Origin of the sequence: Streptomyces olivaceoviridis (genome assembly GCF_014650115.1) — a bacterium.
Taxonomy (GTDB): domain Bacteria; phylum Actinomycetota; class Actinomycetes; order Streptomycetales; family Streptomycetaceae; genus Streptomyces; species Streptomyces olivaceoviridis.
Genome location: NZ_BMUI01000001.1, coordinates 406,904 through 419,888, shown reverse-complemented (window position 1 = coordinate 419,888; position 12,985 = coordinate 406,904). Strand labels below are relative to the sequence as shown.

The window sequence follows — 12,985 nt, the reverse complement described above, 5'->3', positions numbered from 1 at the left end:
CCTATCAGGGCGAAGCGGGGCGAGCCAGTGATTTTCCCCCCGGTCCGGCCCGCCGGAAACCTGCCGACGGGCGGCGAAGTGGAATCCCACAGGGGGACAAGTGGGACCTCCCGTGCCAAGCAGCCGGTCCGCTGGATAGGGTCGCGAACTGATGGCAGCAGGACGACAGCGGCGCGCGAAGGCCGAGACGTTCACGGCCCGGTGGAAGATGCAGTGGCACCGGGCCCGCGTCGGCCTGCGCAGAAGCGCCGTGGACTACTTCCGCGGCGACGGCTCCGACTGGATCGCCTTCGCCGGACTGCTCCTGATGGTCCCGGTCCTCGCGACCATGACCCTCCTCGACTCCGTGTGGTGTTCCCCGGCCACCCTGGTGCTGCCGATCGTCGCCGGCGGCCTGCTGCTGCGCCCGGCGAGCCTGCTCGGTCTGTACGCGGCGGCGGCCACCGCGCTGATCGTGGAGTCGATACGGCTCGGCCCCTACACCGAGGGCCCCTCCCGGGTCACCCCCGGCGTGGTCCTGGTGGTGGCCGCGTGCGGGTTCTTCGGGCTGCTGACCGCGCAGTTCCGCAGCCGGGTCGGCGTGCCCTGGCGGCGCGGCGGCACCATGCTGTTCGACCTGCGCGAGCGGATCCGGGTGCAGAGCAAGCTGCCGAAACTGCCGCAGGGCTGGCACCACGAGATGGCGCTGCGCCCGGCGGGCGGCCAGTCCTTCTCCGGTGACTTCGTCGTCGCCGCCCGCACGAACGGCGGCCGGACGCTGGAGGCCGTGCTCACCGACGTGTCCGGCAAGGGCATGGACGCGGGCTCGCGCGCCCTGCTGCTGTCCGGCGCGTTCGGCGGCCTGCTGGGCTCCCTCCCGCCGCACGCCTTCCTCCCGGCCGCCAACGGCTACCTCCTGCGCCAGGACTGGGACGAGGGCTTCGCCACCTCCATCCACCTGGTCCTGGACCTGGACTCCGGGGACTACGAGCTGTACTCCGCCGGGCACCCGCCGGGGCTCCAGCTCAGCGCGGGCAGCGGGCGCTGGGAGGAGAAGGCCGCCGAGGGGCCGCTGCTCGGGGTGTACGACGGCGCCCAGTTCGACCCCGTGAAGGGCTCGCTGCGCCCCGGTGACGTCCTGATGCTGTTCACCGACGGACTGGTGGAGACCTCCGACCGGGACATCGTGGAGGGCATCGACCGGCTCACCGGCGAGGCCGACCGCTATGTGGCCGGCGGCTTCCACGGCGCCGCCTGGCACCTCATCGAGGCGGTCGCCAAGGATGTCAACGACGACCGCGCCCTGCTCCTCATCTGCCGCCAGCCGACGGCGAACGGCCGCTGACCCGCCCGCCGGGCCGCGGCCGTCCTCCGTGGTGGCCGCCGGGTGCGGGGCGGGGGGACACTGGAGCCATGACCCAGCTCACGCTCGCGGAGGTCGAGGCCGTCGCGCGGGCCGCCCACGAGGGGCAGACCGACAAGGCGGGGCTGCCGTACGCCGAACACCTCGCGGCCGTCGCCCAGGGAGTGCGGGCCCGTGGCGGTGACCCGGAGCAGATCGCGGCGGCCTGGCTGCACGACGCCGTCGAGGACGACGCGCTCAGCCGTCAGTGGCTGGCCGACGCCGCCCTGACCCCGCGCACCAAGGCCATCGTGGACGCCCTCACCAAGCGCCCCGGGGAGGAACTGGAGGCGTACGCGCGCCGCATCCTCGCCACCCCGGGCGCACTGCTGGTGAAGGAGGCCGACCTGGCGCACAACGCCGACCCGCGGCGGCTCGCGGCGCTCGACGAGCCGACCCGGACCCGGCTGACCGAGAAGTACGCCAGGACGCGCGCACTTCTCGGTCTCGAAGCCTGAGGGTTCGGGCGGGGAGCGACGCCGGCTAGACGCCGACCGTCTCCCGCTGCTTCTGCCGTTCGCGGGCCAGTTCGGCCGCGTCCTCCCGGAACGCCCACTCCATCTTCGGCTCCATCGCGAAGCGGAAGAGGCGCTGCACCGGCTTGGTGCACAGCACCGTGACGGCGGCGGCCGCGAGGACGGTGACGGCGACCGTACCCAGGGCGCCGTACTGCTCGGCGAGGTCGAACCCGCCCGCGTAGAGCGTGCCCTTGACCACGAAGCCGTGGAGCAGATAGCCGTACAGCGTCCCCGCGCCGAGGGCGGTGAACCACGTCCGGCGGCCCGGCACCCAGGCGAGGAAGCAGGCGGTCAGCAGCAGCGCGCAGCCGAACATGGCCAGCGTCATCAGCGGTCCGGTCCACCAGGGGGCACCGATGTCCTGCGCCGAACTCTGCCGGTAGAACCACCCGCCGTCCACGCGCGGCACGGTCCACCAGCCGACGGCCAGGGCCGCGGCGAACACCGGTACGGACAGCACCCGCACCGCGGGCCGGCGTATCAGCGCGAAGTACTCGGGCTTCAGCAGCAGGCCGAGGACGAAGCAGGGCAGGAACTGCAGGACGCGGCCGAGGTCCAGGTTGTCGTCGAGGCCCGGGGTGACCGATCCGACCATGGCGATGCCCAGGGCGAGGGGCAGCGGGTGGCGGACCAGCTTCCACAGGGGGGTGGTCAGGCGCCAGATGAACAGCGCGCACAGGAACCAGGTGAGGTAGTACGGGGAGACGAGACTGATCGGGTCGTCGGCCTGGCCCGCGTAGCGCCGGAACAGCGAATAGGCGATCTGGAACAGCAGGTACGGGACGGCTATGCCGGTGACCAGCCGCTTCAGCCGGTCCGGGCGCATGTCGAAACTGCGGGAGAAGTAGCCGGAGATGACGATGAACGCCGGCATGTGGAAGGTGTAGACGACGTTGTACAGGCCTTCGAGGGCCCGGTTGTCGGTCTTGATGGCCGACCAGGAGTGTCCGAGGGCCACCAGCACGATCGCGAGGTACTTGGCGTTGTCGAAGAACGCGTCGCGCTGCCTGCCCGGTCTGCCGGTCCGTGACTGCTCCTGCGCCTGCGTCGGGGTGGGCCGGTCGGGCACCCCACGCGCCGGCGGCTGTGCCGGGGGGAGCGGCCTGCGGCTGTGGCCGGGGGACGTTGCGGCGTCGAACATCTCAGGCACCCTAGCGTCGGCTGTGGGATTCCGTAAAACCCGGACTGTCATTCCTGGTTATCCCGCGCGGGTACCCCGTAATTCGCCGAACTTGCCATCCTGGTCGACGTGATGATGGGCACACAGGTGTCGCCCGTTCGCCCCGGATGTACCGATTAATACAGACTAATTCGGGCATACGGCGCCTCTGTGTCCCGTACGTGGATTCCCTGTCCCGTGCATTGCGTGGTTATTGAAACGAAGCCCCGTGAATTCGTGTGGATTTCGTGACCGCGTCGCCGGTCGTATTCCTGTGCGAGGTGTCCCGCGCATGTGTGCCCGTCCGGCGTTGCGTCAGGACCCGCATACCGGGGGCGGGTTGGTGGCACGATGGTTCTGGCGGGGGTGCGCGGGCCGTACCTCCGGGCCGGGAGAGCGGACCGACCGAGGGTGTGATCAGTTGTGGCCATTTCACTGTCTGTGGTGCTGCTGTTGGCGATCATCCTGGTGGTGTTGATCCGAGGGGGGAACATCAAGGCCGGCCCGGCCATCGTCGCCATCCTCTTCGGTTTCTTCCTCGCCTCGACCGGCATGGCGCCATCGATCAACCGGTTCCTGAACTCGATAGCGGACTCCATCGACTCGATCAGGTTCTGACCCGGCGGGGACCCAGGGCCCCGAACGGGCCGGAGCGCCGGGAAGCGGCGCCGGAGGCCGTCGGCCACCGGGCCGAGGGTCGCCTCGGCGGTGGCGGCACGGGCGCGGTCCACCTCGCCCTACGCCTCACGGCCAGTGCACGGCCTTCGACGCTCCGCATGCGCGGCGGCCCGGACGGCCCGACCCCGCACCCCGAGCCGACGCCGCTGGTGGCCGCGCACCGTCACCCGGGAACGGCAGAAGGCCCAGGAAGAGGAGATCGTCCTCTCACCTGGGCCTTCGGCATCCAGAGCGGGCGACGGGAATCGAACCCGCGTAGCTAGTTTGGAAGACTAGGGCTCTACCATTGAGCTACGCCCGCAACACTGCGCCGCAGGTCGATGACCGCGGCACTGAAGGCATCGTAGCGGGTCGCCCGCCACGGAGGCCAACGAGTCGGGTCACGCCGCACCGCGCGTCCCGCCCCGGAGAACACGGCCGACGGATCGGGCCGGGGCATGTACCCTACGTGTCGCACCAGACGGGGTGTGGCGCAGCTTGGTAGCGCGTCCGCTTTGGGAGCGGAAGGCCGTGGGTTCAAATCCCGCCACCCCGACCACCGGCTCGTGACGTCCGGCTCAGTGACGTCATGATGATCGCCTTTTGGGGCGCTGACCGGCTGCGGTTACTATGCAAGCTGCGCGCCCGTGTGTCCCCGGCCCCCTCGGCCTACGTACTCCTCCGGGCGGCGAAATCCGCCGGACCCATCGGGCTCCGGCAGAACCCGAGAAGTCAGCCACAAGGAGACCGAACCGTGAAGAGCGCCGTGGAGACCCTGAACCCGACCCGGGTTCGGCTCACTGTCGAGGTGCCCTTCGAGGAGCTCAAGGACAGCCTCGACGCGGCGTACAAGAAGATCAACCAGCAGGTCACGGTGAAGGGCTTCCGCAAGGGCAAGATCCCCGCCCGCGTGATCGACCAGCGGTTCGGCCGCGGTGCGGTGCTGGAGGAGGCCGTCAACGACGCGCTGCCCAAGTTCTACACCGACGCGGTCAACGAGGCCGAGCTGAGCCCGCTGGGCCAGCCCGAGGTCGACATCACCGAGCTGAAGGACGGCGAGACGCTGAACTTCACCGCCGAGGTCGACGTCCGCCCGGCCCTGGAGATCCCGGACTACTCCGGCATCGAGGTCGAGGTCGACGCCGTCGAGGTGACGGACGAGGACATCGAGAAGTCCGTGGAGCAGCTCCGTGAGCGCTTCGCGTCGACCTCTCCCGTCGAGCGCGCCGCCGAGGACGGCGACGTCGTCACCATCGACCTGGAGGCCAAGGTCGACGGCGAGGTGCTGGAGGACGGCATCGCCAACGGCGTCTCCTACACCATCGGCTCCGGCGAGCTGCTGGACGGTATCGACGACGCCGTCAAGGGCCTGTCCGCCGGTGAGGAGGCCACCTTCACCTCCGAGCTGAAGGGCGGCTCCGCCGCGGGCAAGGAGGCCGAGGTCACCGTCAAGGTCACCCAGGTCGCCGCCCGCGAACTGCCCGAGCTGGACGACGAGTTCGCGCAGCTCGCCTCCGAGTTCGACACCCTGGAGGAGCTGAAGGCCGACAGCCGCAAGCGCCTCGCCAACATGAAGCAGTTCGACCAGGCCACGCAGGCCCAGGAGCACGTCCTGGAGAAGCTGCTGGAGCTGGTGGAGGTCCCGGTCCCCGAGAAGCTCCTTGAGGACGAGATCAACACCCGCAAGCACAACCTGGAGCACCACCAGCTCGCCCAGATGGGCCTGACCCTCGACAAGTACCTGGAGATCCAGGGCAAGACCGCCGAGGAGTTCGAGACCGAGACCCGCGAGGCCGCGGTCAAGGGCATCAAGACCCAGTTCGTCCTCGACGAGCTGGTCAAGAAGGAGAACCTCAACGTCAACCAGGAGGAGCTCACCGAGCACCTCATGCGGCGTGCGGCCTCCTCCGGCATGTCCCCCGACCAGTTCGCCCAGGCCGTCGTCGAGGGCGGCCAGGTGCCGCTGCTGGTCGGCGAGGTCGCCCGCGGCAAGGCCCTGGCCGTCGTGGTCGAGTCCGCCACGGTGAAGGACACCAACGGCGAGGTCGTCGACCTGGACGACGAGGAGGAGACCGAGGAGGCGCCGGCCGAGGCCGAGGCCACCGAGGCGTCCGACTCCGCCGAGGAGAAGACCGAGGGCTGATCGGCCCTGCGGCGCCTGTGAGGCACGCACGACGGGCCCTGGGGGCTTCCCCCCGGGGCCCGTCTGCTTCCCCGGGACCCGGCGCCGTACCGGGCCGGGACCGGCCTGCCGGCGCGCATTCCCGGGCGTTCCCCGGCGCCCCCGCGGAGCGACCTGCGCTGACAGCGAACAGCTCACTTACCGGGATTCCCCGGAGGGAACGTCGCGTTAGGGTCCATGAAAGGCAGAACAATGAGACGGCCCGGCGCCGTCGTAAGACGAGCAGGTGGATACGTGACGAATCTGATGCCCTCCGCCGCCGGCGAGCCTTCCATCGGTGGTGGCCTCGGCGACCAGGTCTACAACCGGCTGCTCAACGAGCGGATCATCTTCCTCGGCCAGCAGGTTGACGACGACATCGCCAACAAGATCACCGCGCAGCTGCTGCTCCTTGCCGCCGACCCGGACAAGGACATCTACCTCTACATCAACAGCCCGGGCGGCTCGGTCACGGCCGGCATGGCGATCTACGACACCATGCAGTACATCCCGAACGACGTGGTGACGATCGCCATGGGCATGGCCGCCTCGATGGGTCAGTTCCTGCTGACCGGCGGCGCGGCCGGCAAGCGCTTCGCCCTGCCGCACGCGGACATCATGATGCACCAGGGCTCCGCGGGCCTCGGCGGTACGGTCTCGGACATCAAGATCCAGGCCGAGTACCTCATGCGCACCAAGAAGCGCATGTCGGAGCTGACCGCCCTCCACTCGGGCCAGACGGTCGAGGCGATCATCCGCGACGGCGACCGCGACCGCTGGTTCACCCCGGAGGAGGCCAAGGAGTACGGTCTCATTGACGAGATCATCACGCACGCCTCGGGTGTTCCGGGAGGCGGCGGTACCGGTGCCTGACCGGTCCGGCCACGCCACGCACCGCCGAGACACCAGCCCCCCGAACGCCACCAGGACGGTGAACCCCATGAGCAACTTCCCCGGCGCCGCCAGCGGCATGTACGAAGGGCCCCGCCCCGACAGCCGCTACGTCATCCCGCGCTTCGTCGAGCGCACCTCCCAGGGCATCCGCGAGTACGACCCGTACGCGAAGCTCTTCGAGGAGCGCGTGATCTTCCTGGGCGTCCAGATCGACGACGCCTCCGCCAACGACGTCATGGCGCAGCTGCTGTGCCTGGAGTCGATGGACCCGGACCGGGACATCTCGATCTACATCAACAGCCCCGGTGGTGACATGACCGCCCTCACGGCGATCTACGACACCATGCAGTTCGTGAAGCCCGACATCCAGACGGTCTGCATGGGCCAGGCGGCCTCCGCCGCGGCCATCCTGCTGGCCGCGGGCACCCCCGGCAAGCGCATGGCGCTGCCGAACTCCCGGGTGCTGATCCACCAGCCGGCCGGCTCCACCGGCCGTGGTCAGCTCTCCGACCTGGAGATCATCGCCAACGAGTTCACCCGGATGCGTGAGCAGCTGGAGAACATGCTGGCCAAGCACTCGAACCGGCCGATCGAGAAGGTCCGCGAGGACATCGAGCGGGACAAGATCCTCACGGCCGAGGAGGCGCTGGAGTACGGCCTCGTCGACCAGATCATCTCCACCCGCAAGCTGAACAACAGCTCGGTCCGCTGACAGCGCAACCGCGCACGTCCGGCCCCTCTTGGCAGGGTGCACGTCAAAGTGAACCCTGCCAAGGGGGGCCCGAACACCGGGCCCGGCAAGGTACCGTCGGACATAAGGCAGCACCAGGAGCCGCTGGACTCATAGCGTCCAGGCGTCTCCCAGGCGAAGGGGAAGCACACCGTGGCACGCATCGGTGACGGCGGCGATCTGCTCAAGTGCTCGTTCTGCGGCAAGAGCCAGAAGCAGGTCAAGAAGCTCATCGCAGGGCCCGGTGTGTACATCTGCGACGAGTGCATCGATCTCTGCAACGAGATCATCGAGGAAGAGCTCGCGGAGACCAGCGAGGTGCGCTGGGAGGAGCTGCCCAAGCCCCGCGAGATCTACGAGTTCCTCGAAGGCTATGTGGTCGGCCAGGAGGCGGCGAAGAAGGCCCTCTCCGTCGCGGTGTACAACCACTACAAGCGGGTCCAGGCGGGCGAGAACGGCGGCGCGAGCGGCCGGGACGACGCCATCGAGCTGGCGAAGTCCAACATCCTGCTGCTGGGCCCCACGGGCTCCGGCAAGACGCTCCTCGCGCAGACGCTGGCGCGCATGCTGAACGTCCCGTTCGCGATCGCCGACGCCACGGCGCTGACCGAGGCGGGCTACGTGGGCGAGGACGTCGAGAACATCCTCCTCAAGCTCATCCAGGCGGCCGACTACGACGTCAAGAAGGCCGAGACCGGGATCATCTACATCGACGAGATCGACAAGGTCGCGCGGAAGAGCGAGAACCCGTCGATCACCCGTGATGTGTCGGGCGAGGGCGTCCAGCAGGCCCTGTTGAAGATCCTGGAGGGCACCACGGCCTCGGTTCCGCCGCAGGGCGGCCGCAAGCACCCCCACCAGGAGTTCATCCAGATCGACACGACGAACGTGCTGTTCATCGTGGGCGGCGCCTTCGCGGGCCTGGAGAAGATCATCGAGGCGCGGGCCGGCGCGAAGGGCATCGGCTTCGGCGCCACGATCCTCTCCAAGCGCGAGCTGGAGTCCAAGGACGTCTTCGAGGACGTCATGCCGGAGGACCTGGTCAAGTTCGGCATGATCCCCGAGTTCATCGGCCGCCTGCCGGTGATCACCTCGGTCCACAACCTGGACCGCGAAGCGCTCCTGAAGATCCTGGTCGAGCCCCGCAACGCGCTCGTCAAGCAGTACCAGCGCCTGTTCGAACTCGACGGCGTGGAGCTGGACTTCGAGCGCGAGGCGCTGGAGGCCATCGCGGACCAGGCCATCCTGCGCCAGACCGGCGCCCGCGGCCTGCGCGCCATCATGGAGGAGGTCCTCCAGGGCGTGATGTACGAGGTCCCGTCCCGCAAGGACGTCGCCCGGGTCGTCATCACCGCCGACGTGGTCCTCTCCAACGTCAACCCGACCCTGATCCCGAGGGACGCCCGCGGGCGGGGCTCGGGGGAGCAGAAGACGGCGTAGCCGCACCCGTCACGCACACGAAGGGCCCCGGTCGACCGACCGGGGCCCCTTCGTGTGCGTGACGGGTGCGTCAGGACTTGACGCGCACCTCCGCGCGGAACTTGGCGGTCAGCTCGGCGTCCTTCGCCGGGTCGCTGCCGCGGCCCGCGGCGAGGTTGGCGTAGTCCATGGGCATGAGCATGCCGATGGTGCTGTGATCGCCCCAGACACAGATCGTGAGCGTCACGTCCTTCGGCCCGCCGCTGCCCGCGCCGGTGGGGGCCGTGGCCTGCTGGCACTTGAGGACCGCGCCGTCGAGCCCGGCCGGCTCGTACGCCGTCGGCTCGCCCTTCAGCACGACGTCCTTGCCGCCACTGCTCTTCTGGGACTCGGACTTGAAGTAGGCGAACATCGCGTCGACGGTCTTCTCGGGGTCGTCGATGGTGCCGTAGACACCCCCGAAGTTGAGCTGCTTCTTGCTCAGCGGGTTGTCCGGGTCCCCGGCGTCGTACGCGGCGCTGACGTCCTTGGGGTCGTGCACGCCCCACTTCTCGGCGTCCTTCAGGTCGCTTGGCGTCATGCTGCCGCTGTCGCCCTTGGACTTCTTGTACTCGGACAGCACCGTCGCCGGCGTCGTCAGCTTGTGCGGTCCGTCGTCCGCGACGCCGCCGCTGCCGCTCCCGCTCAGCAGGAAGTAGGCGCCCACCGCCACGGCGGCCACCACGGCCACCGCGCCGATGATCAGGCCCGTCTTCTTCTTGCCCCCGCCGGGCTGCGGCGCCTGCGGCATGCCGTACGGCTGCTGCTGCCCGTAGGGGTTCGGCTGCTGGCCGTACGGGCCGGGCTGCTGCGGTGCGCCCTGCTGCGGGTAGCCGTAGCCCGGCTGCTGCGCCGGCGGGGCCTGCTGGGGGTAGCCGTAGCCGGGCTGGGGAGCCTGCGGCGGCTGGCCGTAGGGGCCCGGCTGGCCGTACGGTCCAGGCTGCCCCGGCTGGCCGTACGGACCCGGCTGCTGGGGCGGCTGGCCGTACGGGCCCGGCTGGTTGTTGCTCATTCCTGGGTTCCCCTCCAGAGCTTATGTGTTCCTGACATCCTGACCCAGGCACGGGAACGGCACGGCACCGGGGGCCGCACCGTTACAGAACAAAGGCGTTTCGGGACCACCCCGTGACACCTCTAAACTGACCCCCGTGACCGAGAACGCATCGCAGCAGCCACCCGCGCCCGACACCGAACTGCCGACCCAGTACGCGCCGGCCGATGTAGAGGGGCCGCTGTACGAGCGCTGGGTGGAGCGGGGCTACTTCGAGGCGGACGCGAAGAGCGACAAGCCGCCGTACACCGTCGTCATCCCGCCGCCGAACGTCACGGGCAGCCTGCACCTCGGGCACGCCTTCGAGCACACGCTCATCGACGCCCTCACCCGCCGCAAGCGGATGCAGGGCTACGAGACGCTGTGGCAGCCCGGCATGGACCACGCCGGTATCGCCACGCAGAACGTGGTCGAGCGCGAGCTGGGCAAGGAGGGCAAGTCCCGGCACGACCTGGGCCGCGAGGCCTTTGTCGAGCGGGTCTGGCAGTGGAAGGCCGAGTCCGGCGGGCAGATCTCCGGGCAGATGCGGCGCCTCGGTGACGGCGTCGCCTGGTCGCGCGAGCGCTTCACCATGGACGAGGGCCTGTCCCAGGCCGTCCAGACCATCTTCAAGAAGCTCTACGACGACGAGCTGATCTACCGCGCCGAGCGCATCATCAACTGGTGCCCGCGCTGTCTGACCGCGATCTCGGACATCGAGGTCGAGTACCAGGACGACGACGGCGAGCTGGTCTCGATGCGCTACGGCGACGGGGACGACTCGATCGTCGTCGCCACCACCCGCGCCGAGACGATGCTCGGTGACACGGCCGTCGCCGTCCACCCGGACGACGAGCGGTACAAGCACCTCGTCGGCAAGCTCATCCGGCTGCCGCTGACCGACCGCTCCATCCCGGTCGTCGCGGACACGCACGTCGACCCCGAGTTCGGCACCGGCGCCGTCAAGGTCACCCCGGCGCACGACCCGAACGACTTCGAGATCGGCCAGCGCCACGACCTGCCGGCCATCACCGTGATGGACGAGCACGCCGTCATCACCGTCCACGGCCCCTTCCAGGGCATGGACCGCCTGGAGGCCCGCTCGGCGATCGTCGCCGCGCTGCGCGCCGAGGGCCGGATCGTCGCCGAGAAGCGGCCGTACGTCCACTCCGTCGGCCACTGCTCGCGCTGCAAGACCACCATCGAGCCGCGCCTGTCCATGCAGTGGTGGGTCAAGGTCGGCCCGCTGGCCAAGGCCGCCGGCGACGCCGTCCGCGAGGGCAAGGTCAAGATCCATCCGCAGGAGATGGAGAAGCGGTACTTCGACTGGGTCGACAACCTCCACGACTGGTGCATCTCGCGCCAGCTGTGGTGGGGCCACCGGATCCCGGTCTGGTACGGCCCCGACGGGGAAGTCGTCTGCGTCGGCCCGGACGAGGAGCCGCCGACCGGCGAGGGCTGGCACCAGGACACCGACGTCCTCGACACCTGGTTCTCCTCCGGCCTGTGGCCCTTCTCCACGCTCGGCTGGCCCGAACAGACCGAGTCGCTCGCGAAGTTCTACCCGAACTCCGTCCTGGTCACCGGCTACGACATCCTCTTCTTCTGGGTCGCCCGGATGATGATGTTCGGCCTGTACGCGATGGACGGCACCCCGCCGTTCCACACCATCGCCCTGCACGGCATGGTCCGCGACCAGTTCGGCAAGAAGATGTCGAAGTCCTTCGGCAACGCGGTCAACCCGCTGGACTGGATGGACGAGTACGGCTCCGACGCCCTGCGCTTCACCCTGGCCCGCGGCGCCAACCCGGGTGTCGACGTGCCGATCGGCGAGGCCTGGGTCCAGGGCTCCCGCAACTTCGCCAACAAGATCTGGAACGCGACCCGCTTCGCGCTGATGAACGGCGCGACGGTCGAGGGCCCGCTGCCGGACCCGTCGGCGATGTCGGCGACGGACCGCTGGATCCTCTCCCGCCTCAACTCGGTGATCGGCGAAGTCGACGCGTACTACGAGGACTTCCAGTTCGCCAAGCTCTCCGACGCCCTCTTCCACTTCGCGTGGGACGAGGTCTTCGACTGGTACGTCGAGCTGTCCAAGACGGTCTTCCAGGCGGGCGGCGAGCCGGCCGAGGTCTCCCAGCGGGTCCTCGGTGAGGTCCTGGACGTCACCCTGAAGCTCCTCCACCCGGTCGTCCCGTTCGTCACGGAGACCCTGTGGACCACGCTGACGGGCGGCGAGTCGATCGTCATCGCCGACTGGCCGACCGACAGCGGCTTCCGTGACGCGGCGGCCGAGCAGGAGATCTCCACCCTCCAGTCGGTCATCACCGAGGTCCGCCGCTTCCGCGCCGACCAGGGTCTCCAGCCCGGCCAGCGGGTCCCGGCCCGTCTGACGCTGGACGGCACGCCGCTCGCCCCGCACGAGGCCTCGATCCGCCAGCTGCTCCGCCTCCAGCCGGAGGGCGACGCCTTCACGGCCACGGCGACCCTGCCGGTGGCGGGCACGGAGGTGGCCCTCGACCTCTCCGGCACGATCGACGTCGCCGCGGAGCGCAAGCGCCTGGCCAAGGACCTGGCCGCCGCGGAGAAGGAGAAGGCCCAGGCCACGGCCAAGCTCGGCAACGAGGCGTTCCTGGCGAAGGCCCCGGAGAACGTGGTGGACAAGATCCGCACGCGCCTGGCCAAGGCGGACGAGGACATCGCCCGCATCACCGCCCAGCTGGAGAAGCTGCCGCAGGCGTGAGCCACTCACCCTGGGGAGGGCCCCGGTGCCGATGAGGCACCGGGGCCTTCGCCGACCTGGGGGCGCGCGGAACCGCGCGACCAGCCCACCACGCACCCGCGGCCGGCCTGCGGGACATGCCGCCCCGCAGCGCGTCTGAACGCCTCGCAGCGGGTTGGCGAGGCATGCGCCCCCGCCCCGCGTCCGAGCGCCTCGCAGCGGGCCGGCGAGACAAGCCGCCCCGCCCCCGAGCGCCCCGCAGCGGGCACCGGCGA

10 protein-coding genes and 2 tRNA genes are annotated in these 12,985 nt (G+C 69.7%); 9 read left to right on the top strand and 3 right to left on the bottom strand.

Annotated features, from left to right (window positions below; translation table 11 throughout):
• Positions 1-151: 151 nt before the first annotated feature.
• Positions 152-1,324: a PP2C family protein-serine/threonine phosphatase gene (locus tag IE273_RS01885; RefSeq protein WP_189813341.1), complete on the top strand. Its 1,173-nt coding sequence runs from the start codon at positions 152-154 to the stop codon at positions 1,322-1,324.
• A gap of 68 nt (positions 1,325-1,392) precedes the next feature.
• Positions 1,393-1,839 (top strand): HD domain-containing protein, encoded by a 447-nt coding sequence (locus IE273_RS01880; protein ID WP_189813340.1) that lies wholly within the window; start codon positions 1,393-1,395, stop codon positions 1,837-1,839.
• 25 nt (positions 1,840-1,864) lie between these two features.
• Here IE273_RS01880 and IE273_RS01875 read toward each other — a convergent pair whose 3' ends face one another.
• Positions 1,865-3,040: an acyltransferase family protein gene (locus IE273_RS01875; protein WP_229887038.1), complete on the bottom strand. Its 1,176-nt coding sequence runs from the start codon at positions 3,038-3,040 to the stop codon at positions 1,865-1,867.
• A gap of 441 nt (positions 3,041-3,481) precedes the next feature.
• Between IE273_RS01875 and IE273_RS01870 the strand changes: the two genes are divergently transcribed.
• Positions 3,482-3,676 (top strand): hypothetical protein, encoded by a 195-nt coding sequence (locus IE273_RS01870; RefSeq protein WP_041665168.1) that lies wholly within the window; start codon positions 3,482-3,484, stop codon positions 3,674-3,676.
• Positions 3,677-3,966: 290 nt separating this feature from the next.
• On the opposite strand, the gene IE273_RS01865 is transcribed toward IE273_RS01870, so the two are convergent.
• A tRNA-Gly gene (locus IE273_RS01865) sits at positions 3,967-4,037 on the bottom strand.
• A gap of 160 nt (positions 4,038-4,197) precedes the next feature.
• Between IE273_RS01865 and IE273_RS01860 the strand changes: the two genes are divergently transcribed.
• The 5 genes from IE273_RS01860 (at position 4,198) to clpX (ending at position 8,940) form a co-directional block, all read left to right on the top strand.
• Positions 4,198-4,274 (top strand) — tRNA-Pro (locus IE273_RS01860).
• A 195-nt stretch (positions 4,275-4,469) separates the two neighbouring features.
• The gene (gene tig, locus IE273_RS01855; protein ID WP_189813339.1) at positions 4,470-5,858 is read left to right on the top strand and encodes a trigger factor; all 1,389 of its coding nucleotides are present in this window, start codon (positions 4,470-4,472) and stop codon (positions 5,856-5,858) included.
• Positions 5,859-6,143: 285 nt separating this feature from the next.
• Positions 6,144-6,749, top strand: coding sequence for an ATP-dependent Clp protease proteolytic subunit (locus tag IE273_RS01850; RefSeq protein ID WP_051009690.1), 606 nt, complete (start codon positions 6,144-6,146; stop codon positions 6,747-6,749).
• 67 nt (positions 6,750-6,816) lie between these two features.
• Positions 6,817-7,482, top strand: coding sequence for an ATP-dependent Clp protease proteolytic subunit (locus IE273_RS01845; RefSeq protein WP_189813338.1), 666 nt, complete (start codon positions 6,817-6,819; stop codon positions 7,480-7,482).
• A gap of 171 nt (positions 7,483-7,653) precedes the next feature.
• Positions 7,654-8,940, top strand: coding sequence for an ATP-dependent Clp protease ATP-binding subunit ClpX (clpX, locus tag IE273_RS01840; RefSeq protein ID WP_030648610.1), 1,287 nt, complete (start codon positions 7,654-7,656; stop codon positions 8,938-8,940).
• 70 nt (positions 8,941-9,010) lie between these two features.
• Here clpX and IE273_RS01835 read toward each other — a convergent pair whose 3' ends face one another.
• Complete coding sequence (locus tag IE273_RS01835) at positions 9,011-9,970, bottom strand: hypothetical protein (RefSeq protein WP_189813337.1); 960 nt, start codon at positions 9,968-9,970, stop codon at positions 9,011-9,013.
• Between the two features lie 136 nt (positions 9,971-10,106).
• Between IE273_RS01835 and IE273_RS01830 the strand changes: the two genes are divergently transcribed.
• Positions 10,107-12,731, top strand: a complete 2,625-nt coding sequence (locus IE273_RS01830) for a valine--tRNA ligase (RefSeq protein WP_189813336.1) — start codon at positions 10,107-10,109, stop codon at positions 12,729-12,731.
• Positions 12,732-12,985: the final 254 nt, after the last annotated feature.

Bases quoted from the DNA above. Each gene is read 5' to 3' on its own strand.
- IE273_RS01885 (WP_189813341.1), top strand. From the start codon at position 152: ATGGCAGCAGGACGACAGCGGCGCGCGAAGGCCGAGACGTTCACGGCC.
- IE273_RS01880 (WP_189813340.1), top strand. From the start codon at position 1,393: ATGACCCAGCTCACGCTCGCGGAGGTCGAGGCCGTCGCGCGGGCCGCC.
- IE273_RS01875 (WP_229887038.1), bottom strand. From the start codon at position 3,040: ATGTTCGACGCCGCAACGTCCCCCGGCCACAGCCGCAGGCCGCTCCCC.
- IE273_RS01850 (WP_051009690.1), top strand. From the start codon at position 6,144: ATGCCCTCCGCCGCCGGCGAGCCTTCCATCGGTGGTGGCCTCGGCGAC.
- IE273_RS01845 (WP_189813338.1), top strand. From the start codon at position 6,817: ATGAGCAACTTCCCCGGCGCCGCCAGCGGCATGTACGAAGGGCCCCGC.
- IE273_RS01835 (WP_189813337.1), bottom strand. From the start codon at position 9,970: ATGAGCAACAACCAGCCGGGCCCGTACGGCCAGCCGCCCCAGCAGCCG.